Below are 24024 nucleotides of genomic sequence, written 5' to 3' on the forward strand. Positions count from 1 at the left end.
TAGAGGCCATTTTTATTAATAAATTGATTTTATTAGAAGATATTTTTAGCGTAGTTAGCGTACTTAGCTTCTAATTCTTCCATTTTATCATTCATTTCGATTTGTAATTGGGATGCTAAATCATATTCACCATCATTAAGTGCATCAATTAAACGAGTGAATAAGGATTTACGATCATCACTATCTTTCGCAAGGTAGAAACGTAAGTCATTAACTTCTGCAAAGCGTTTATCATCTACACTATTTCGGCTGTCAGTATGAATTGCAACCATGCTACGAACTGTATCCAAATTGTTTGGGATTAAGCGGTTAGCCAATACTAGTTTCCAGCGTTTAAGAATGGACGCAATAAAAGAGTCCATTAAATCTTTAGCAAATGCATTGCCTTGAGCCAATGTTTCTACTAATTCAGGATTATTTTGGTAACCCTTTATATTTTCCCATACAGTAGCTGGAGCAACACCAAACATTTGATTACGTTCTTCTTGTGTGAAATCATCAAACACATCTTTTTCAGTACGGTATGCACGATTTGTAGCAAGATAATCAGATGTTTCACCTACTTCTTTGGAAAGCTCTGCTTCCAATTGAGCTTGTGTTTTACCAGATGTAATGGCATATTTCATACCATCAAATGCAGAGATAAAGATCAATGCTAAAGCAGTATATGTATTAGTGTAAGGATTTGGAGAACGCAATTCATAACGTGTCGCCATAGGATTATCGATATCTCGAATTAAACCGCAAAGGATTGTACGGTTACGGCTAGGTTCAGATGGATCAGTACCTAAAGATGTAACAATACATACTGGCGCTTCAAACCCAGGTTTTAAACGGTTTAAAGAATCTGTTGTAGAGCTGATGAATGGATTAATGGCTTCATAGTGTTTTAAAAGTCCCATAATTGCACCAATGCCTAAAGAGCTAGCAGATTCTTTACGCATATCTTCTGGGCTAAATAAGTTAACAACTTTACCAGATTTTAATTTAGCCATAACACCAAAATGAGTATGTTCACCAGAACCAGCTACACCAATTATTGGTTTTGCATTAAATGTTACATCAAGACCATTTTCACGGAATACTTCACGAACAATGATACGAGCTTGTAATTCATTATCTGCTGTTTGTAATGGATTATTTGAGAATTTCCAGTCGATTTCTAATTGTTCTAATACAACTGCTTCATGACCATCTTCATCAAGTTTAGCTTTAACGCCACCTACTTCTTTATGACCCATTTCAGCAACCATACCATATCTATCAAGACGTTCAACAGCTTGTTCTAATGCAGTGCGAACTGTACCATGAGTACGTTGCCAGTATTGTTCTTGTAATTTTTGGGATACGGATAATTCTTTTTTGGTAACTGTTCTAGATGGAGTTTTTACCCAGAATTCTAGTTCTGTTGCAGATGTGAAAATGATATCTACAACTTCATCAGCTTTCACATGCGGCATACCAGGTAAACCATGTTCTTTAATCAAAGCCAATAATTCAGCACGTACATAGTCGCAGCTGCGTTTTAAAATAGAACGAGAATCTACATAGCGATAGTTATGCATCAAGAATGCAGGAATACGAAGTGTACCAGTTGGTAATCCTGTAACAGGATCAATATTTTCGTAGTTGTAATCAACAAACCAGTTTACACTTGGATCGCCCCACATATCTACACGAGCATTATTTAATGTAGCAATATTTGTAAGTACTACAGAGGAACCATCTGTTTGAACAGCACGACCTTCAAAGAAAGATTCGTAGTCATCGAAGAATGCTGACATAGGAATCTTTTCATCAGTATCATTACCTGCTAAGTCAATCCCTACAAGAGATACGAACTTGATTTCAGGATGTTGTTCTAATAATGCAAGAACGCCTTCTTTCCCATATTGACCCGCCGGAATGTAATATAATAATTCGTTAGTTGTCGACATATTTGTTCCTCCTAAAAGAAAAAGACTCCAACAAATAAATATATAAATCTATATATCTAAAGTGGAGTCTTCGTTGACCAATTATTTTATTGAGTTCATATTATCATATGTTGAAAATATATGTCAATAACTTTCTATAGAATTTCATTATTCTTTTAAAGTTACATCTAACACATCCAATACTATCAACTTTAATCAATAACTGTATATAGAATGGTCGTTGATATCACTATATATTATCCAAGTAATTCTTTAACAATATTATTGACAACCTTACCATCTGCACGCCCTTTTGTTTTTGGCATTACATGTTTCATAACATTGCCCATATTTACGTTATCACCACATGCAGCAATGGCTTCTTGTACAATTGTACGAATTTCATCTTCTTTCAATTGCTCTGGTAAATATTTTTGTAATACAGCCATTTCTTCTTTTACATGACTAATTAAGTCCTCACGGCCTGCTTTTTCAAATTCTGTTAAGGAATCTTGACGAGTTTTCATTTCCTTAGCTAAAATGCCAAGAATGCCAGCATCATCTAACTCAATTTTGTCATTGATTTCTGTATTTTTTATGGCACTATTGACCATACGAATTACAGATAACGCTGTTTTACCTTCTTCACGAGCTTTCATAGCTGCTTTCATATCTTCCTTTAATTGATCTTTTAAACTCATATTTCCTCCTTATGTATATAATAAAGAAACCCTAATTCTGGATTTCATAAAGCCATGAAAAGGCAGAATTAGGGTAATCATCTTATGCTCTGAATTTGCGTTTTCTTGCTGCTTCAGATTTTTTCTTTCTTTTTACGCTTGGTTTTTCATAGTGTTCGCGTTTTCTTACTTCAGACAAAACACCCGCTTTTTGGCAGGAGCGTTTAAATCGACGAAGAGCACTTTCAAGCGTTTCGTTTTTACCGACTTTGATTTCAGACATCTATATCCCTCCCTCCAAAAATAATCTCGGGAAGTGCTGATAATTTACATACGCACATATAATATTATATGTATAGGTATAGATGTTGTCAATATTTTCAAGTATATTTTATAGGTTTTTTAAAGAGTATTATAAAAAGAATACATAATACTCAAAATTAGGCTTCTGGCCAGCCCATTTCTTCTCCACCTAAAAGGTGTGCATGCATATGGAATACAGTTTGACCTGCTTTTTCACCAGTATTAAAAATTAAACGATATCCATCTTTAGAGATACCAAGCTCTTTTGCTACATCACGAACAAATGGCAGTAACCCTTCAACATAATCTGCATTCTTTTCATTAAGATGTGCAATATTAGATACGTGATTTTTAGGTACGATTAATACATGAACTTTTTTTACAGGTTGAATATCATGAAAAGCATAGAATTTATCATTTTCTAACACTTTTTTAGACGGAATTTCGCCATTGATAATTTTGCAGAAAATACATTCACTCATGTTATAACTCCTTATTCAATAATTAAATAATTATCTTCTAAACCTACTACAGTACCTCCGATAAGATCACCAACTTTATGTGTCCCATCTGATTTAACTTTACCATTTACATACTCATTTGTTAAGCCCATGTAGTATCCATTCTCTTCCTTTTCGATGAGAATCTCACCAGGCTTACCAATGCGAGATTTTGCATATTTTTCATAACCAGATTGGCTGAGACCATTTAAAAGTGCTACACGAGTCTTCTTAACAGCTTCTGGTACTTGATCCGCCATAGTGGCTGCAGGTGTACCCTCACGAATGGAGTATGGGAAAGCATGAATGTGCGTAAATCCAATTTCACGTACTGTATTCAATGTTTCTTCGAAGTCTTCATCAGTTTCTTGAGGGAAACCAGCAATAATATCAGTTGTAATTGATAAATCTTTAATACGAGAACGTAAACTTGTAATTAAATCTTTATATTCTTGTAATGTATAATGGCGTTTCATCAACTTTAATACATGATCAGAACCAGCTTGTAATGGTAAATGTAAATGAGGACAAACACGTTTATTCGTAGCCATTAATTCTACTAACTCATCAGAAACCTCTACGGATTCAATGGACCCGAAACGAATGCGGTATAAATTAGGAATCTCTAATAAAGCTTTTACCACATCAGCTAATGTTGGACGACCTGGTAATTCGACACCGTAATTACCCAAATGTATACCAGTTAATACGATTTCATGGAATCCATGATCTACTAAACGTTTTGCCTCTTGTACAATATCATCAACTTTACGAGATTTTAATTTTCCTCGAGTATAAGGAATGATACAAAAGGCGCAATAGTTATTACAACCTTCTTGAATTTTCATGAACGCACGAGCTTTGTCAGATTCATTACCATATAACGGCATTTCCTCGAAGTTAGATTCCTTCATGATATCCCGAACAGCATTAATTTGTCGTTCTGTAGATTCTAATTGCTCTACTAATTCAACAATTTTAGAGCGATTATTTGTACCAATAACGAGATTAACACCATCTATAGCGGCAATCGCATCTGGATCAAGCTGAGCATAACAACCAGTTACAATAACATAGGCATCTTCATTTTGACGCTTTGCCTTGCGGATTAATTGACGGGATTTCTTTTCCCCCATATTCGTTACAGAACAGGTATTAATTACATATATATCAGCTTTTTCATCGAAGTCTACCGCTTCGTAATTATTTTGTAAAAATAAACCTTTCATGGCATCTGTATCATATTGGTTTACGCGACACCCTAAGGTTGTAAAAGCAACGGTTTTCATTGCACCTCTCTATTCGTATTTTATTTATAATTCTAATTCATATTGAATCATCGATAACGATCCAATAGCAGCAGTTTCAGCCCGTAAAATTGTATTTCCTAGCGATACTGATTTTCCACCATATTTTATAATAGCATTGATTTCCTTCTCTTGATAGCCCCCTTCAGGACCTATACAAATTAAAACATCAGTTACAGACTTATCGGAATGTAAAGTTTTAAGTACATCTTTGATAGTCTGCCCTGCTTCATTTTCATAGGCTACCAATTTCAACGCCTCAGATTCAATGTCTAATGCTTGTAAAAGCGTCTCTCCTACTACGAGTGTAGGCAAGTGATTTCGTCCACATTGTTGAGCTGCTTCTAGCATTATTTTTTCCCAACGATTTACTTTTGATTGAAGCTTTTTTTCATCATATTTAGCTACGCAGTTAGCTGTGGGCACAAGATAAATTGTATCCACATTTAACTCCGTCGCCTTTTGTAACACCCATTCTAGCTTTTCACCTTTTAATAATGATTGAACTAGAATAGTACGATACGATGCTAGATTTGCATCTACATATTCAATCAGTTTTGCTTGAGCTTTACCGTCTACTTCTTCTGTAATTTGATATGTACCACAACGATTGTCACTACCTGTTACAGTTATAGGCTTCTCAATATTATGGCGAAATACATGTAGTACATGATGGGTCACATCTTTCGGCAATTCTATTATTTCATCTAATGGTGTAGGAATAAAAATCTTTTTCATCGTTTTTCTAGCGCAAATGTATGCCAAGGTCCTGCAACGCGCTCCTCAATAATATGCCAATGAGCCTCAATATATGGCATGATTTCATCATAACGATCATCAATAATGCCACTAATAATCAAAATGCCCTTATCATCCAGTTTCTTACCAATTTGAGGTAATAGTATTTTAAGGGGATCTACTGTTAAATTAGCTAAAATTAATTGGGCAGTACTATTGAAATCACTATCCAAATTACCACAAATGATTTCAGCAGATACATGATTATTCTCACAGTTAATTCGAGCTTGATTTGCAGCATACTCTTCTATATCTATACCAACTAAATTTTTAATACCTAAATGGGCTGCTACTAATAAAAGAATACCTGTGCCAGTACCAATATCCAAACAAGTAGCTGTATCAAGATCCATAGATTCACTATAGGATTTTAATAACTCTGCACAAGTCCGTGTTGTCTCATGAGACCCGGTACCAAAGGAAATATCTGAATCGATTATAATAATAGTTTTATTATCTACATTATTGTATTCCTGCCATGCTGGTTTAATGACTAAGTTAGGTAAAATTTCTGTAGGTTCAATATACTGTTGCCAAGAGTTTAACCAAGTTGACTCATCAAGAATATGTGTATCTATCGATATAATTCCAATATTTGCTTCTGTAAGACGTTTTTTCAAATCAGACTTAATCATATCGTCATCTAGTGATGGATCACTGTACATAGACAATTTTATTAAATTAGGCTGATCTTCAACATCTTCTTCTATAATTCCATTGTCTGCATAATTGTCAAAAAGAGTAGTCACCTCATCGGTGGCTACTCTTTCACAGACAACGGATATTTCTATCCATTGCATATATGCTCCTTTATAGGGAATGTGATGGAACAAACCATTCCTTCACATGAGCTGTTCATTTCGTTAAACAGTCCTTGATTTTTTCAAAGAGACTTTTGCTCACTTGTAAGTTATTTACATCTTCATTACTTTCATTTGCAAAGCGTAACAATAGCTCACGTTGAGTGTCTGTCAACTTCTTAGGCGTTTGGACGGTTACCACAATGTGTTGATCACCCCTTTGGTTAGGGTTACGCAAATATGGAATACCTTTGCCCTTTACGCGGAATGCCGTTCCCGTTTGAGTACCTTCCGGAATCTTTAACTCTACTTTACCATCTAAAGTGTTAACTTGTATAGTCGCACCAAGAGCAGCTTGAGCAAAGCTAATATTTACACGGCTAATAACGTCATTACCATTTCGTTCAAATTCCTTGTGAGGACGAACAAAGATATATACATAGAGATCCCCTTTAGGACCGCCTAAAATACCAGGTTCCCCTTCATTAGCTACACGTAAACGAGATCCGCTATCTACACCAGCTGGAATCTTAATGGAAATCTTCCGTTTAGCCAACATTTCACCAGTACCACGGCATTTAGAGCAAGGTTTTTCAATGCTTTTACCCGTACCATGACAGCGGGAACAAGTGCGAACGGACTGCATACGTCCAAATGGAGTATTTTGAATAACCGCTTCTTGACCAGAACCATGACAGTTTGGACAAGTATCGACACGAGAGCCTGGTTCACCACCAGTACCATGACAGTGATCACATTCTTCATGACGATGCACTTCAATTTCCATAGATTTACCAAAGGCTGCATCTTCAAAGGAAATATCGATATCTTCACGCAAGTCATTACCTTTTTGAGGGCCTTGTTGTTGGCGTCCACCACCAAACATGCCACCAAAAATGTCGCCAAAGATATCACCAAAGCCTCCAGCTTGACCACCAAAACCGCCAAAGCCACCTTGGAAACCACCGGCACCAGCGCCGCCTCCTTGTTTGAAGGCGTCGTGGCCGAATTGGTCATATTGAGCTTTTTTAGTTTCATCAGACAATACTTCGTAAGCTTCGTTAGCTTCTTTAAACTTTGCTTCCGCTTCCTTTGGATTATCTTTATTTACATCTGGATGGTATTGGCGTGCCTTTTTACGGAAGGCTTTTTTGATTTCATCTTGAGAGGCATTTTTACTAACCCCTAGGATGTCATAATAATCTCGTGCCATTCGTTACCAACCCTTCTTATTTCTTGTCATCATCCACTACTGTGTAATCAGCATCAACTACATTGTCATCAGATTTTGTTTGTTGTTGACCTTGTTCAGCACCACCAGCTGCTTGTTGAGCTTGTTGAGCTGCTGCATACATTTGTTCTGCTAATTTATGTAATGGTTGTTCCAAAGCTTCACTATCTTTTTTGATGTCTTCGATATTGCCAGCTTCGATAGATTTTTTCAATTTATCTTTCGCTTCTTCTACTTCTTTCATCAAAGCAGCATCGCCTTTACCTTCAAGGTCTTTCAATGCTTTCTCAGCTTGATATACTAAGGAATCAGCATTGTTTTTAACATCTAATTCTTCTTTTCTAGCTTTATCTTCCGCTGCATGAGCTTCAGCTTCTTTAACCATGCGGTCAATTTCTTCTTCTTTCAAGCCGCTAGAAGAAGTAATGGTAATCTTTTGTTCCTTTTGAGTACCTAAATCTTTAGCTTTTACATGTACGATACCATTAGCATCGATGTCAAATGTTACTTCGATTTGAGGAACCCCACGAGGAGCAGCTGGGATACCATCCAAGTTGAAACGACCCAATGTTTTATTATCTGCTGCGAACTCACGTTCACCTTGCAATACATGGATATCTACAGATGGTTGGTTATCTGCGGCAGTGGAGAATACTTGAGATTTAGATGTAGGGATTGTAGTGTTACGATCGATAATACGTGTGAATACGCCACCCATTGTTTCGATACCAAGGGACAATGGCGTTACGTCAAGTAACAATACGTCTTTAACTTCACCTACTAATACGCCACCTTGAATAGCAGCACCAATAGCTACACATTCATCAGGGTTAACATTTTTAGTTGGTTCTTTACCCAATACTTTTTTGATTGCTTCTTGTACAGCTGGAATACGGCTAGAACCACCAACTAACAATACTTTATCGATATCGGATGCAGATAAGCCAGCATCACTCATAGCTTTACGAGTAGGTTCTATAGTAGCTTGTACCAAATCAGCAGTTAATTCTTCAAATTTAGCACGAGTCAATGTTACATCCAAATGTTTAGGACCAGTAGCATCAGCTGTGATAAATGGCAAGTTGATATTTGTGCTAGCTACGCCAGACAATTCAATTTTTGCTTTTTCAGCAGCTTCTTTTAAACGTTGATCAGCTAATTTATCATTAGACAAATCGATACCAGTTTCTTTTTTGAACTCTTCAATAAGGTAGTTCATAATGCGTTGGTCGAAGTCATCGCCACCAAGGTGGTTATTACCAGATGTTGCTAATACTTCAAATACACCATCACCAAGTTCAAGGATAGATACGTCGAATGTACCACCACCAAGGTCAAATACAAGAACTTTACCATCTTCATCTTTATCTACACCATATGCAAGAGCAGCTGCTGTAGGTTCGTTGATGATACGAAGTACTTCAAGACCTGCAATGGCACCAGCGTCTTTTGTAGCTTGACGTTGAGCATCTGTAAAGTATGCAGGAACTGTAATAACAGCTTGTTTTACAGGTTCGCCCAAGTAAGCTTCTGCATCAGCTTTGATTTTTTGAAGAATCATTGCAGAAATTTCTTGAGGAGTATAAGATTTACCTTCTACAGTTACTTTGTAGTCTGTACCCATGTGACGTTTAATAGAAATGATTGTGTTTTCTGGGTTGGATACAGCTTGACGTTTAGCCAATTGACCAACTAAACGTTCTCCATTTTTTGCAAACCCAACAACGGAAGGAGTTGTACGTGCACCTTCTTGATTTGTAATAACCGTAGGTTCGCCGCCTTCCATAACAGCAACACAAGAGTTTGTTGTCCCTAAATCAATACCAATTACCTTTGCCATAATATATACCTCCTAAAACTTTATAATCTATTCAACAACTTTTACCATTGCTGGACGTATACAACGACCATCAACAGTATAACCAGTTTGCAAAACTTCACACACCGTATCGGATTCATATTCATCTGACGGTACACGCATAATCGCTTGATGGAAATTTGGATCAAATGGTTGACCCACAGCTTCAATAACAGCTAAACCATGTTTAGATAACATAGCCATCAAATTTTGATGAATCATAATGAATCCATCGAGGAATACTTTTGCTTCCCCTTCTGCAGGACTTTGAACGGCCCGTTCAAAGTTATCCAATACAGGAAGAAGGTCCGTTAATACATCCCCTTTTACATATCCAGCAAGTTGCTCTTTTTCTTGGTTAGTACGACGTTTGAAGTTTTCAAAGTCCGCTTGTAACCGTTTATATCGATTATCAAAGTCGGCTTTAAGTTCTTCTAACACTTGAGCAGCATCAGCCACAGCTTCTTCAGTTTTTTCAACAGTTAGTTCCTCTACATTCGTAGTATCCTCTGTTTCCTCCACTGTTTCTTGTTTAATGTCTTGTTCTTCAGCCATTATTTGCCCTTTCTGTTTTGTTCTTTTACCATAGTTTCCATTATATGTTTCATATGGGACAACATGCCGATGATACGTCCGTATTCCATCCGCGTTGGACCAAGAATAGCAAGAGTTCCGATAGGCTGATCTTGATTCGTAAAATCAGCTTGTACCACACTCATTGAATGTAGCGCTTCAGTTTCATTCTCAATACCAATCTTGACCTTAACAGGTGTTGGAGAATCATCTTTTAATAACTGTCCTAATTGATTTTGTTCTTCCACTAAGGAAAGCAAGGGTTGTACCTTCTCAACAGACTTAAACTCTGGTTGATTTAACAACTCTGTGGTACCTACCGAATAGAACAACTTACGTTTATTAATAGCTCGTAATAATGTTTCCGAAAGGATTAATAAAATTCCCTGCGGTCCTTCCATATGGACCAATATAGATCCTAAGGCCTCAGCCGTTACATGACCAATACTTACATTCTGTAGTGCATTGCTAAATTGTATGGCTAGACTTTGTAAAAGCTCTGGTGAAACACTTTCACCAAAGTACATCAACTCATTATCGAGTGCTCCTGTTTCAGTAATAACTACCATAATGGCTTGATGACTATCTAGCGGTAATACATGAATGTATTTGATTAATGCTCTATCATGGGCTGGTGCTAAGAATAAACTCATGCTATGACTTACCTGTGAAAGTAGTTTAGCCATATTTAGAAAGAGTTCACTCGTTGATCCATTGGAACGTTTCCATAACATTTCAATTTTTTCAGCATCCTGTAATGGAACAGGTTGTCGACTCAGCATAGAATCAACATATAAGCGATAGCCCTTAGCTGAAGGAATACGTCCAGCCGATGTATGAGGTTGCTCTAAATAGCCTAATTCCTCTAAATCGGACATTTCGTTCCGCACCGTAGCAGGACTGATGCCAAGATCATAATTTTTAGCAATCGTTCGAGATCCTACAGGTTCTGCGGACTTAACATAGTCTTCAATTATGGCTCGCAAGATGCGCTGTTTTCTTTCATCCATAATGACACCTCTTGTTAGCACTCATTAACTTTGAGTGCTAATCGCATGTATAATATTACCATATTAAAAAAAATTGTCAAGCTAAAAAATGCCAAAAAAGTCAAATAATATCTATTTAGTCAAAAAGACAATTCAATATTTTTGATTAATTAGTCAAAAAATCAAAGTGTAACAATAAGAAAACACTTATACTATCTACGTTTATGTCATATCCCAAAATTTTAATATTAGAATATGTTGGTCTAATAAAATTTATATTATTAAAACCTGAAATAGTATAAGTGTTTATATTTGTAATAATTTTATTGTAATTCTGTTATTAATAGACTCTTAGTTAGAATACTTTTTGGGCCCTAACTATTTACAGACTAAAACCATAAATCAATAAGTACTAGAAATATAATAATTTATAGTTCTACACCTTCTAATGGATTACCAAGACGCTCTAACAGTTTCCCCATACGTTCACGAGGTTCACCATATTTAGCATACCAATCAATCAAAATATCTACAGCTTTTTTGGATTGCTCTACAGTAAGATGTCTAGCCAAAATTTTGCCAGCTTCTGGTCTCATGCCTGTATTACCACCAACAGCCAACATAAAACCTTGAGATGTGCCAATAAAAGCAATATCCTTTACCATCGCATCAGGGCAGTTACGTCCACATCCACTGATGCCAATTTTGCACTTGTGAGATGTTTTTCGGCCGTAATGCTTTCTCTCTACATAATCAGCCAATTCTTTAGTTTCCATTTGTCCATTTTTACAATGACCTTTACCTACACAAGCAATTAAAGAATTAACACCTCTATGAATAACAGTTGTCACGCCATCAGGCAATTCAGAAATAAACTGTTCCTTATCATCTTTTTCAATACCTGTAATTTGTATACCTGTTACAACATGACGGAAGGATCCGCCATATTTTTCAACAAGTTCTATGCATGCTTTCATTTGATCTAAAGTAAATTCATTATGTAAACCGTGTAATATTACAGATGTCTTCATCGCTCCTCCTAAAATCTAGCATGCTTATTCACCATCATCCTATTTATACTAACATATTAGATTTTGAGAAACTGTGAGAAATTACTCACGAATAAATTGACTAAATACATAGTTCCCATGCTTGGCACCTTCAGCGGTTAAATGATAACTTCCATTTTGATACTTTAATAAACCTTTACTAACTAAATTCTCTAAAGCAGTACCAAATAGATCATGAACAGATACGCCAAATTTATCTCCGAATTTTTGCTCATCAAGGCCCCATTTAGTGCGAAGAGCTAAAAAGCAAAAATCCTCTTGAGCTCGTTCTAAAGTAATCGTCTCCGTATCGATAGTAGGCATAATATATCTGTCAACAGATTGTATATAGGGCATTACATTACGATTATTACTACGGCGAACTCCGTCATAGAAGGAATGAGCACCAGCACCAAAGCCTAAATAATCTACATAGTGCCAATATTTTAAATTATGACGGCTATAGGAATTAGCCTTAGCGAAATTTGAAATCTCATATCGTTCAAAGCCTAGTTCTTTTAATCCGTCCATCATCATGTCATACATAACTTCATCAATGGTTTCACTAGGAATAGAAATAAGGTTCTTTTGTACTAAATGATATAGATACGTTCCTACCTCAACTTGAAGTCCATACGTTGAAATATGATTAATCGGTAAGTCTTTTACAATATCTAAATTATGTTGAATATCCTCTAATGTTTGTCGTGGCAGACCATAAATCAAATCAATATTAATATCAGCAAAGCCCGCCTCTTTAGCATCATAAACGGCTTGTTTTGCTTGTTTCCCGTTGTGACTGCGATGAAGCATGGTAAGTGCCTTATCGTCAAATGTTTGAACACCAAAGCTAATACGATTAAAACCAAGCTTAACTAATTTCGTTAAATAATGTAAATTTACTTCCCCAGGATTCGATTCAATAGTCATATGACAATCGTCAGTAATTGTAAAAGTATTTTTGATTTTATCAAGAATCATCTGTAGTTGTTGAATCGATAATTCTGTAGGCGTACCTCCACCAAAATAAATTGTATCAATAGCTTTAGATGTAGACTCTGGATGTTCAGAGACCCATAAATCGGTTTCTTGTACTAAAGCATATACATAGGTTTCGTAATAATCTTGTAAATTTTGGTAAGCAGAAAAATCACAGTACATACATTTCTGTTTACAAAAAGGGATATGGACATACAGCCCCATATCCCTCAGTGTAGACAGATTCAGAATATCAGAATCTGTTTTCATTTTATTAGTCCTCAACCTTGAGAATCGCCATGAATGCTTCTTGTGGAATCTCTACGGAACCGACGGACTTCATGCGTTTCTTACCGGCTTTTTGTTTTTCAAGTAATTTACGCTTACGAGAAATATCACCACCGTAACATTTTGCCAAAACATCCTTACGCCAAGCTTTTACAGTTTCACGAGCCACAATTTTTGTACCTACCGCCGCTTGAATAGGAATTTCAAACATTTGACGAGGAATCAATTCTTTCAATTTCTCAGCTAATGCACGACCACGTGTAGCTGCACGGTCTTTGTGTACAATAATGGACAATGCATCCACAGGATCACCATTTAAGAGAATATCCATCTTAACCATTGGAGATTGTTTATATCCAATCAATTCGTAGTCAAGAGATGCATAACCCTTTGTAGCGGATTTTAATTTATCAAAGTAATCATAAATGATTTCACTCAATGGCAAATGATAAACAACAGATACGCGTGTTTCATCCAAATATTCCATAGATTGATATTCACCACGTTTATCTTGGGATAACTCCATAATAGTACCAACAAAATCTTTAGGTACGATTGTAGTAGCCTTTACATAAGGCTCTTCGATATAGTCAATTTCCGTTGGAGGTGGTAATTTAGCAGGATTATCGACTTCGAGCATTTCCCCATTTGTTTTGTACACTTTGTAATTTACAGATGGAGCCGTCGTAATAAGCGTCAAATTATATTCACGTTCTAAACGTTCTTGAATTACGTCCATATGCAAAAGACCGAGAAACCCACAACGGAAACCAAAGCCCAATGCCAATGATGTTTCTGCTTCATATTCTAAAGCAGCATCATTAAGCTGTAACTTTTCTAATGCATCCCGAAGGTTTTCATAATCTTTAGATTCTGTTGGGTAAAGGCCACAGTACACCATAGATACAGCCTTACGATAACCAGGTAATGGCTCAGTTGCAGGATTATTAGCTAATGTTACAGTATCGCCTACATGGCAATCTTTTACATTTTTGATGCTAGCTGCAATACAACCTACTGAGCCACATGGTAATTCTTGCACAGGTACAAGATTGGGAGTAAAAATACCGAGTTCTGTAACATCAAAGTCCTTTTTATCATGCATCATGCGAATTGTATCTTTTGCTTTTATTGACCCTTCTTTTACGCGGACATAAGCAATAGCACCTTTGTACGCATCAAAACGGCTATCAAAAATCAAGGCTCTTGTTGGCTCATCAGATTTATCTGGTGGTGCAGGAACTTTATTTACAATAGCTTCTAAAATATCAGGGATACCGATACCTGATTTGGCAGAGCATAATACAGCATCAGATGCGTCTAAACCAATAATATCTTCAATTTCTTGTTTAACGCGATCAGGATCTGCTGACGGCAAATCAATCTTGTTAATAACAGGAATGATTTCAAGATCATGTTCTAAAGCGAGATACACATTTGCCAATGTTTGCGCTTCCACACCTTGAGCAGCATCAACAACAAGTAATGCCCCTTCACAGGCTGCAAGAGAACGAGATACTTCATAGCTGAAATCGACGTGGCCCGGAGTATCGATGAGATTCAAAATATATTCTTCACCATCTTGAGCTTTATACAAAATACGAACAGATTGCGCTTTAATAGTAATGCCGCGTTCACGTTCAAGGTCCATGGAGTCCAAAACTTGAGCCTCCATTTCACGTTTTTGTAATGTACCAGTATATTCAATTAATCTATCAGCAATGGTTGATTTACCATGGTCGATATGAGCTATAATACAGAAGTTTCGAATCTTTTTCGTTGACATACCATGTAAACAAGTTCAAAGAACTTGCATTCTCCTTTCTAACATACGTGATCGATAACAGCACCTCCCAATAATTGAGTGCCATTATAAAAGGCTACAGACTGACCTGGGGTAATAGCCCGTTGTGGTTCTTCAAAAATAACCTCCATTGTATCGTCATCGAGGATACGTGCTGTGCAAGGAGAAGGATTAGCTGCATAGCGAATTTTTCCTTCTGCCTTCAATTCCTTATGAATTGTATCATCTAAGAAGTTATAGAACTTACAAATCATGCGATTTGTAAAGAGATGTTCGTTAGGACCCACGATGACCTCATTACGATCCCCATTAAATCCAATAACATATAAAGGGTGTTTATAAGCAATACCAAGGCCTTTACGTTGACCAATCGTATAATTAAATAAGCCGTTGTGCTTACCTAATACCTCACCATCTTCGGTAACGATATTACCAGACTCTGGCTTACCCTTCATTTCTTCTACCACAAGCTTTTGATAATTCCCATGAGGCAAGAAACAAATATCTACACTATCTGGTTTTTTAGCGACTGGCAAATCATATTCAGCAGCTAATTTACGTGTTTCAGTCTTACATTGACCACCTAATGGGAACATAAGATGACTCAAAATACGTTGGTTCATATTGTACATAACATAACTTTGGTCTTTTGTAGGATCAACACCTTTATGTAACTCATATAGACCTGTTTTTTCATTATAATTTACTTGTGCATAATGACCAGTTACCATATGTGTGGCACCTAATTCAAGAGCACGATTGAGCATCAAGTCAAACTTGATGTTCTTGTTACAAAATACACAAGGATTTGGCGTACGACCATAGGCATATTCTTTTACAAAGTAATCTACTACGTTTTCGTAGAATACATCACGAGCATCGATAACATGATGCTCGATACCAAGAAAATCACACATCTTCTTAGCATCAGTTACGGCAAGAGGCACCTCATCATAGGGCGTACCACTCACCCATAACCATAGGGTAATACCAAATACTTTATAGCCTTGTTTTAATAGCATTGCAGCAGTTAAAGAACTGTCTACGCCGCCACTCATAGCTACAGCGATAACTTTTTCCATACTTTCTCCTTTTAATGATCTCTTGATCATAAAACTAATCAGGGTGAAAGCCTGACGTGTAAAACACTAGTTCGGTGTAAAAGTCCGAGTAGTATTGCTATAAAATTATAGCAACTTATATTATAGCCTAGAAATAGGTATATTGAAAAGATTTGAAATAAAAAGAATCCCTTTCACAAAAGAAAGAGATTCTAAACATTATCTATGTTTTAATAGTTCTTCAGCAGCTCCTAAAATACCAAGCATGGAATGTTCAAATACTAGGCCACCCTGCATGAAAATTGTATATGGTGGACGTATAGGACCATCGGCACTGAGTTCAATAGAGGAACCTTGTACAAAGGTACCACCAGCCATGATGATTTTATCTTCGTACCCAGGCATATCCCCAGGAATAGGATGTACGTGAGCATCTACAGGAGAATAGGCTTGCATACCTACACAGAAATGCTCCATTTCTTCCCCATTTTTCAGATTAATGGCTTGAATCAAGTCATAGCGATCAGCATTTACCTTAGGGAATACATCATAGCCTAGTAACTCACCTACAGCAGCCGTATATACAGCACCTTTAAGAGCTTGTAATACTACGTGAGGTGCCATAAATAAACCTTGGAAGAACAAGCGATAACCAGGAGCATATGAACCCATATGATCACCAAGTCCAGGAGCTGTCAATTGATATGCTGCATCCTCTACAAGGTTTTCTCTACCAACAATGTAACCACCAGTTGGTGCTAAACCGCCACCTGCATTTTTAATGAGAGAGCCAGCCATAATATCAGCACCAGCTTCTAATGGTTCTTGCAGCTCTGTAAATTCACCGTAACAATTATCTACGAAACAAATCGTTTTAGAATTTTTAGTTTTTACAGCATCTACAATAACCTTAATATCTGCAATAGATAAAGGTTCACGTGTGCTATAGCCTCGAGACCGTTGAATCACTACTACCCGCGTATTATCGTTAACAGCGTTAGCAATAGCTTCAACATCATAAGTATTATCTTTCAATGGTACCTCAGTATAGGTAAAACCTTTTTCTACTAAAGAACCACGTACTTCACGAGCGGCACCGATAACGGATTGCATCGTATCATAAGGAGCCCCTACGGCATAGATAAACTCTGTCCCTTTAGAGCCATTTCCCATCAAAGAAATTAATGTAGTAGCTAACGCATGTGTACCAGAAACAAAATGAGGACGAACGATAGCCTTTTCACCTTTAAATACATAGGCAAATACTTCATCTAATTTTTCACGCCCTACGTCGTTATATCCATAACCAGTAGTACCAGTGAAATGATAATCAGATACTTGGCATTCCTTAAAGGCTTCTAATACTTTTTTTGTATTGGCCAATGCAATAGGTTCAAATTTCTTAAATTCTGGTTCAGCCATTTCTAGGGCTTTACTGCGTATTTCTTCTAATGTCATGCTAATCCTTCTCTACGGATTAAATCCATAGCTTTATTAAATATAAAATCTTTAGATGTATTGCTATCAATATGTATCCATTCTATATATGGCATACGTTTATACCATGTAATTTGGCGCTTAGCAAAGTGACGTGTATTCTTCTTAATTAAGTCACGACACTCATCTAATGTTATATTGTCATTTATATAGTCTACAACCTCTTTATAGCCAATACCTTTAAAAGCTTGGCAATCTGGATTCACTCCAGATTTTATGAGTTGTTCCACCTCTTCAATCAAACCTGCATCAAACATCATATCAACGCGTAAATTGATGCGTTCATATAATTTATCACGATCTCTCATGAGACCGATAACAGGACCTTTATAGGATACACCATCTTTTGTCTGATTTCGCAACGAATCTACATCACCATGATGCAATATCTCAATAGCTCGATACAAACGATGTTTGTCGCTATATTGTATCTCTATATTATGCTCTTTACCTAATGTGAAAGCATATTCTCGTAAGCCTTCAATACCTTTTGTACTATAGAGCTCATCGAGTTCTGCTCGCAAATATTCGTCAGGTTTAACATCATTAAAGTTGTAGTTTTCCAATAATGATTGGACATACAGTCCTGTACCACCAGACAGAATAGGAGGGATATTTCTATCTTTTAATCTTGCAATTATTTCTTTAGCTTGATCTTGAAAAATAGATACCGAATATGAATCATTTGGTTCCAGTATATCGATGAGATGATGTTTCACCCGATTAAGTTCATCCACCGATGGTTTAGCGGTACCAATATTAAGTTGTTTATAAACCTGGTAAGCATCACCAGAAATAACCTCAGCATGTAGCTGTTCTGCTAAGTCCAAGGTAAGATCTGTTTTGCCTACCGCAGTAGGTCCAACGATGGTAATTAAGGGATTCACAATAGCTCCTTCATATATACACCATAGCCTATGCGGCTATATTTTCCTCCTACCCATTGGTGAGGTGGATATTTCTGAAAGACAGAACTAAATGGTCGTTCTTTAATGATAACACCATAAGAGGCAACACGCATAGCTTCCTCCATAATTTTATCATCAATATGACTTTCCACAGTATGTCCACGAAGTGGTTTAAATTGAGGACTATCCTCTACAGGGACCTCAAACATGGGATCAAAATAAATAATATCTATACTTTCATCTGGTAGATTAGGTACATAGTTTTCAAAGATATCATAACTTACCTCAATACGACGTAATGCGTCCGTCACACTTTTCACATTATGCGAATAATGAGCTAAACCATAAGATGTGGCAAGCCATATAGGTAAAGAACCTTCTAGACCTTTTATTTTAGCCTGAGGAAAAGCATAGCTCACAACGATACTGTCACTACCAAGACCAATTGTACAATCAAGAAACGAAAATTCTTCTTTATCAGTTATTTTATTAGTATTTAGTATTGTCTGAACAGCATTAATTAAATGATCTCCTTCTCCACGTTGCAAACGTAGTATACGTAATTGAGCCATGGATAAATGAAAGCTATGTTGCTGATTATCAGGAAAATGAATAGTTAAGCCATTACCAGAAAGAACAACAATAAAATCACATGGATAAGCATTAAATAATGCTGGTATAGATAATTTTCCTCTTTTTATATAGGCCATATGCATAGAGGAAGCCAAAGCTTTGGCTTCCTCTTGAATGGCCTCATTAGATTTTTGAGCTGTAGTTAATATATTCATATTAAGACCGTAAGAATAATTTACCTAATTCATCAGGTGTAAATTTGATAATCGTAGGACGACCATGAGGACATACATATGGTTTTTCGGTACTAAATAAGTCCTCAATTAAGGTAGTCATTTGATACATATTTAAATTATGACCTGCCTTGATGGCCCCTCTACAAGATGCATAAGCTAGCATTTCATGTCGTAATTGGGCCTTAGTAGGCTGTTGATGATCATGTAAGTAAGAGAATATATATTGGAGAATTTCAAATGCTTTTGACTCTACTAAATCTACTGGAGCCCCTACTAATTTTATCTTAGTAGGACCACCTAACTCTACATCAAAGCCAAGATCAAGTAATGTTTCTCGTTCTTCCTCTACCAAATTCATTTCATCATTTGTGGCCTCACTATACTGAGGAACCAAAATAGATTGCATAGGAATCGATTCAGAAGACTTACACAACTTATCATAACGCACACGCTCATGTGCAGCATGTTGATCTATGATATATAGATCATCACCTTTTTTAGCTAATATATAACAAGATGCAACTTGACCCATTGGTAAAAAGCCCGAGTTTTGAATTGTACGTTCTTCTATCTCTTCGTTACGAATATCGTGAGACAAGGATTTAAACTTCTCTACATCTTCCGAAGTATAACTAGTGTATGCAGTAGGAACAGCTTCAAAACTTTCATCTACAAAAGAGGATTGTTCATAAGTAGCTTTAGGTGCAGGTGGTGTATACCCCTTTGTTTTAAGATTTTCCACAAACTGCGAAGTTTCACCGCGCATGACTTCATAGCCTTTTGTACGGCGTCCACCAAAAACCTTATCATAATCTATAGCTGTTGCTATATGTTCAGCTGACTGCATCGAATCGTGTACAACAGTAGGTGCTTGATAAGAATCATAAGTAGTATTACCAGCTAAGAATGTACTATTAGAACTAAAATTCTTAATATCACTATTACTATTACTATTACTAGCAATATCATTACCATATTTATCGGATATGTTAGCAACTGTACCAGTCATATAAGATGATGACTCTCGTTCGTATCTCTCATGGAGTGGATTATTTAAAGCATTTAAGATACCGTGATATACGGCTTTAAATATAATCTTATCATCTGAGAATTTAACTTCACTCTTGCGAGGATGTACGTTTATATCAACCATTCTCGCAGGCACAGTAATATTTAGTACCACTAAAGGATGACCATTTTTCGGCAATAGTGCATGGTATGCATTATCGATAGCCTTCATTATGGTTTTATCAGAAATCACGCGATTATTGACGATAATGGTCTGCCATATCCTTGTACTTTTAAGAAGTGTGGGCTTACTCACTACGCCATCGATATAGATAGAATCACTTTCATAAGCAACAGTAAAAATATCATCTTTGGTTTTATATCCATATAGCGCAGCTACAGTATCACTAATATCGCCATTTCCTGGTGTGATAATAGCTACCCGATCATCTATGATAAGCTTAAAAGAAATATGTGGATTACTTAGAGCTAATTTCCCTACAATATCTTGAATTTTAGAGGCTTCTGTACGCTCCGTTTTTAAGAATTTACGACGAGCCGGCGTATTATAAAATAAATCTTTAATTTCGATAGTTGTACCAGGTGCCGCACCATAAGGAATGCAATCGGTAAAAGTGCCGCCATCAACAGTAATACGAGTCCCCAAATCAGAGTCTGCTTTACGAGTAGTCAAAGAGAAATGAGATACAGAGGCAATACTAGCCAAAGCCTCCCCACGGAAGCCTAGGGACGCAATATCAAAGAGGTCCTCTACTTGTTGAATTTTAGAGGTTGCATGACGTAGAATCGCCAAGCGAGCATCTTCCTCCGTCATACCGATACCATTATCAGTAATCCGCATATAGGCCACACCGCCTTCACCAATTTCAACCTCAATATTAGTGGCAGACGCATCAATAGAGTTTTCAATGAGCTCTTTAATAACTGATGCGGGACGTTCAACGACTTCACCGGCAGCTATCTTATTGATTGTCGTTTCATCCAATACGTGAATGGTTGCCATTATTTCCCGCCTCCTTTACGAGCCTCATCTTGTAGTTCATATAATTTATTTAATGCTTCAATTGGAGTCATGCTCATTACATTGACTTCCAGTAAGCTATCTACTACGGAATGGGTAAATAAATTGCCTAGTGGAGAATCACTAACTTGCTTAACCGCTGGTTTTGCCACATTAGTAAGTTGAGCACCCATAACTCGATTATTTAAGTCACTTGCATCATGACTTTGATCTTCCAAGGATTCTAAAATCACTTCAGCTCGTTTTAATACAGAGTTAGGTAGGCCCGCCAGTCTGGCAACATGGATACCATAACTGCGATCTGCACCACCTTTAATGATACGACGCAAGAAAGCAACATCTTTCCCTTTTTCTTTAACTGCAACGGTATAATTTTTTAATTTACTATAGCTTTCTTCTAAGCAAATCAATTCATGGTAGTGCGTTGCAAATAAAGTCTTGCTATGAATGTGCTTACAAATATGTTCCACTACGGCTTGTGCGATACTCAAACCATCAAAGGTACTCGTACCCCGACCAATTTCATCGAGAATAATTAAACTATTATGAGTAGCATTTTCTAAAATATACGCTACCTCTTTCATTTCTACCATGAACGTGCTTTGACCAGTAGAAATATCGTCGCTAGCACCGACACGTGTAAAAATACGATCCACAGGTGAGATAGACGCTTCACGAGCAGGGATAAAGGAACCAATCTGTGCCATAATCATTAAGATAGCCGCTTGACGCATGTAAGTAGATTTACCTGCCATATTAGGGCCTGTAATGAGTAAAAATTCTTCTTCATCATGATTTAAAACGATATCATTTGGTACGAATACCTCACGTTTTAAGAACTTTTCAATAACAGGATGACGACCATCACGAATATTGATTTGACCATTCATCACAATAGTTGGACAAATATAGTTTTCTTCGTATCCAACTAATGCTAATGAGCATAATACATCAAGGTCTGCAAGAGCACGAGCCGTTTCTTGCACATCTTTGATAACGAGTTTAATATCATTACGCAATTGTTGATATAGTTCGTGCTCTAAAGCGATGATTTTATCTTTTGCGCTGAGAATTTTAATTTCAAACTCTTTTAACTCAGGCGTAATATAGCGTTCAGCATTGGCCAGGGTTTGTTTTCGTATGAAATAGTCTGGTACTTGTTCTGATTTACTATGGGATACCTCGAAATAGTAACCAAACACTTTATTGTAACCAGTCTTAATTTTTGAAAGCCCTGTAGCTTCTTTAATATCCGCTTCCATCTTAGCAAGCCATTGCTCGCTATTAGTCGCTAAAGAACGTAGCTCATCTAAATCAGCATTAAATCCATCTTTAATAACACGACCGTCTTTTAATGTCAACGCTGGTTGCTCTGCAATAGCTCGACATAATAAGTCATAAATATCTTTATGATCTTGCATGCGCTCATTAATAGATGTTAAAGCTAGACTTGAACATGTACCTAATACATTCTTAATATCAGGTAGAACTGCTAATGACTCACGAAGAGCCGTTAAATCTCTGGGAGACACAGATCCGGTTTCAACACGACCAACGATGCGTTCAAAATCGTAAATACAATCTAAAAAGTTACGAATATGAGAACGTTCAGCACCGCGTGTAATAAGTTCTGAAACGGCTGCTTGACGACGTTGTATTTGATTTATATCAGTTAATGGACTTTCAAGCCATTGTTTTAAAAGGCGTGCCCCCATTGGTGTCAACGTACGATCTAGTACATCCAGTAAAGTACCTTTTTGTCCACCATCGCGTAAATTATGAGTAATTTCAAGGTGCCGCAAAGAAGATGTATCAAGAATAAGGCGATTACCTACACTTAATTGATGTACATAGTTGATATGAGAAATTTCAGATTTAATGATATCCTCTAAATATAAAAGCATATAACCTAATGCTTCCCATACATCCTCTTCCATAAGGCCTAAATCACCGAAATGAGTTACAGCTTTTTCAGCTACTTCACGTTGTGTATAGTATGTAGAAAAAGGAGAAAATACGACATTACTAAATTGATTTTCAATAAAATCCTGAATATCTTGCGGTAATATCGTTCCTTCAGGCAATATGATTTCACTTGGTCTATACATGCTGAGTGCATCGTACATATCACTGCGTTTTTCACAATCAGTAATGCGGTGCCAAATAACTTCCCCTGTAGATACATCAGAAAACACAAGAATCCACGTATCTTTTACCATATAAAATAATGATAAAAAGTTATTTGACCGTGCATCGTTACCATTTTCTGTCATCACTGTACCAGGAGTAACAACTTTAATGACATCGCGCTTAACAATGCCTTTAACTGCTTTAGGATCTTCTAGTTGTTCACAGATAGCAACTTTATATCCTTTTTTTACAAGCGTTTCTATGTAGCTTTCAGCCGCATGAAAAGGAACGCCACACATCGGTGTGCGTTCCTCATCTCCTGTAGGACGACCTGTTAAGGTAATATTAAGTTCACGTGATGCGACTAAAGCATCCTCATTAAATAATTCATAAAAATCACCTAATCGAAAGAACAATAATTCTTCAGAGTATCTAGATTTAATATCTAAATACTGCTCCATCATAGGTGTTTGCTTTTTACTCATATTCACCTCA

20 protein-coding genes are annotated in these 24024 nt (G+C 36.7%); all 20 read right to left on the minus strand.

The genetic code is table 11. The annotated features are described in order from the left end of the window. Nucleotides 1–32: 32 nt before the first annotated feature. Nucleotides 33–1937 (minus strand): glutamine synthetase, encoded by a 1905-nt coding sequence (locus tag VPHSUH08_RS00605; protein WP_004695754.1) that lies wholly within the window; start codon nucleotides 1935–1937, stop codon nucleotides 33–35. Nucleotides 1938–2173: 236 nt separating this feature from the next. Next, the gene (locus tag VPHSUH08_RS00610; RefSeq protein WP_004695753.1) at nucleotides 2174–2617 is read right to left on the minus strand and encodes a GatB/YqeY domain-containing protein; all 444 of its coding nucleotides are present in this window, start codon (nucleotides 2615–2617) and stop codon (nucleotides 2174–2176) included. 82 nt (nucleotides 2618–2699) lie between these two features. Next, nucleotides 2700–2879: a 30S ribosomal protein S21 gene (gene rpsU, locus VPHSUH08_RS00615; RefSeq protein WP_004695751.1), complete on the minus strand. Its 180-nt coding sequence runs from the start codon at nucleotides 2877–2879 to the stop codon at nucleotides 2700–2702. Nucleotides 2880–3036: 157 nt separating this feature from the next. Continuing rightward, nucleotides 3037–3381 carry a histidine triad nucleotide-binding protein gene (locus VPHSUH08_RS00620; RefSeq protein WP_077708393.1) on the minus strand — a complete coding sequence of 115 codons (345 nt, stop codon included), beginning with the start codon at nucleotides 3379–3381 and terminating at the stop codon, nucleotides 3037–3039. An 11-nt stretch (nucleotides 3382–3392) separates the two neighbouring features. Beyond that, on the minus strand, nucleotides 3393–4688 hold the full coding sequence (mtaB, locus tag VPHSUH08_RS00625; protein WP_021148131.1) for a tRNA (N(6)-L-threonylcarbamoyladenosine(37)-C(2))-methylthiotransferase MtaB: 1296 nt from the start codon (nucleotides 4686–4688) through the stop codon (nucleotides 3393–3395). Between the two features lie 24 nt (nucleotides 4689–4712). Beyond that, entirely contained in the window at nucleotides 4713–5444 is a 732-nt protein-coding gene (locus tag VPHSUH08_RS00630; protein WP_021148130.1) for a 16S rRNA (uracil(1498)-N(3))-methyltransferase, read from the minus strand. Further along, nucleotides 5441–6304, minus strand: coding sequence for a 50S ribosomal protein L11 methyltransferase (locus VPHSUH08_RS00635; RefSeq protein ID WP_021148129.1), 864 nt, complete (start codon nucleotides 6302–6304; stop codon nucleotides 5441–5443). The genes VPHSUH08_RS00630 and VPHSUH08_RS00635 overlap by 4 nt, the downstream gene beginning before the upstream one ends. A 55-nt stretch (nucleotides 6305–6359) precedes the next feature. Further along, complete coding sequence (gene dnaJ / locus VPHSUH08_RS00640) at nucleotides 6360–7517, minus strand: molecular chaperone DnaJ (protein WP_004695739.1); 1158 nt, start codon at nucleotides 7515–7517, stop codon at nucleotides 6360–6362. A 16-nt stretch (nucleotides 7518–7533) separates the two neighbouring features. Beyond that, nucleotides 7534–9375, minus strand: a complete 1842-nt coding sequence (gene dnaK / locus VPHSUH08_RS00645) for a molecular chaperone DnaK (protein WP_004697142.1) — start codon at nucleotides 9373–9375, stop codon at nucleotides 7534–7536. Between the two features lie 27 nt (nucleotides 9376–9402). Continuing rightward, the gene (gene grpE / locus VPHSUH08_RS00650) at nucleotides 9403–9948 is read right to left on the minus strand and encodes a nucleotide exchange factor GrpE (RefSeq protein ID WP_021148128.1); all 546 of its coding nucleotides are present in this window, start codon (nucleotides 9946–9948) and stop codon (nucleotides 9403–9405) included. After that, nucleotides 9948–10976 carry a heat-inducible transcriptional repressor HrcA gene (gene hrcA, locus VPHSUH08_RS00655; RefSeq protein WP_021148127.1) on the minus strand — a complete coding sequence of 343 codons (1029 nt, stop codon included), beginning with the start codon at nucleotides 10974–10976 and terminating at the stop codon, nucleotides 9948–9950. The genes grpE and hrcA overlap by 1 nt, the downstream gene beginning before the upstream one ends. A 407-nt stretch (nucleotides 10977–11383) precedes the next feature. Then, entirely contained in the window at nucleotides 11384–11986 is a 603-nt protein-coding gene (locus VPHSUH08_RS00660) for a nitrite/sulfite reductase (protein WP_060919779.1), read from the minus strand. A gap of 81 nt (nucleotides 11987–12067) precedes the next feature. Then, on the minus strand, nucleotides 12068–13252 hold the full coding sequence (hemW, locus tag VPHSUH08_RS00665) for a radical SAM family heme chaperone HemW (protein WP_105086516.1): 1185 nt from the start codon (nucleotides 13250–13252) through the stop codon (nucleotides 12068–12070). Nucleotides 13253–13256: 4 nt separating this feature from the next. Further along, nucleotides 13257–15056, minus strand: coding sequence for a translation elongation factor 4 (lepA, locus tag VPHSUH08_RS00670; protein WP_024061692.1), 1800 nt, complete (start codon nucleotides 15054–15056; stop codon nucleotides 13257–13259). Between the two features lie 38 nt (nucleotides 15057–15094). Continuing rightward, the gene (gene mnmA, locus VPHSUH08_RS00675) at nucleotides 15095–16156 is read right to left on the minus strand and encodes a tRNA 2-thiouridine(34) synthase MnmA (protein WP_039964943.1); all 1062 of its coding nucleotides are present in this window, start codon (nucleotides 16154–16156) and stop codon (nucleotides 15095–15097) included. A 198-nt stretch (nucleotides 16157–16354) separates the two neighbouring features. After that, complete coding sequence (locus tag VPHSUH08_RS00680) at nucleotides 16355–17593, minus strand: methionine gamma-lyase family protein (RefSeq protein WP_004695726.1); 1239 nt, start codon at nucleotides 17591–17593, stop codon at nucleotides 16355–16357. After that, nucleotides 17590–18519, minus strand: coding sequence for a tRNA (adenosine(37)-N6)-dimethylallyltransferase MiaA (gene miaA, locus VPHSUH08_RS00685; protein ID WP_004697251.1), 930 nt, complete (start codon nucleotides 18517–18519; stop codon nucleotides 17590–17592). The genes VPHSUH08_RS00680 and miaA overlap by 4 nt, the downstream gene beginning before the upstream one ends. Next, nucleotides 18516–19328 carry a class I SAM-dependent methyltransferase gene (locus tag VPHSUH08_RS00690; RefSeq protein WP_008600865.1) on the minus strand — a complete coding sequence of 271 codons (813 nt, stop codon included), beginning with the start codon at nucleotides 19326–19328 and terminating at the stop codon, nucleotides 18516–18518. The genes miaA and VPHSUH08_RS00690 overlap by 4 nt, the downstream gene beginning before the upstream one ends. 1 nt (nucleotide 19329) lies before the next feature. Continuing rightward, entirely contained in the window at nucleotides 19330–21381 is a 2052-nt protein-coding gene (gene mutL / locus VPHSUH08_RS00695; protein WP_077708390.1) for a DNA mismatch repair endonuclease MutL, read from the minus strand. Beyond that, nucleotides 21381–24014: a DNA mismatch repair protein MutS gene (gene mutS, locus VPHSUH08_RS00700; RefSeq protein ID WP_105086517.1), complete on the minus strand. Its 2634-nt coding sequence runs from the start codon at nucleotides 24012–24014 to the stop codon at nucleotides 21381–21383. Before mutS ends, mutL begins: the two co-directional genes overlap by 1 nt. Nucleotides 24015–24024: the final 10 nt, after the last annotated feature.

The organism is Veillonella sp. S13054-11, assembly GCF_002959795.1.
GTDB lineage: Bacteria > Bacillota > Negativicutes > Veillonellales > Veillonellaceae > Veillonella > Veillonella parvula_E.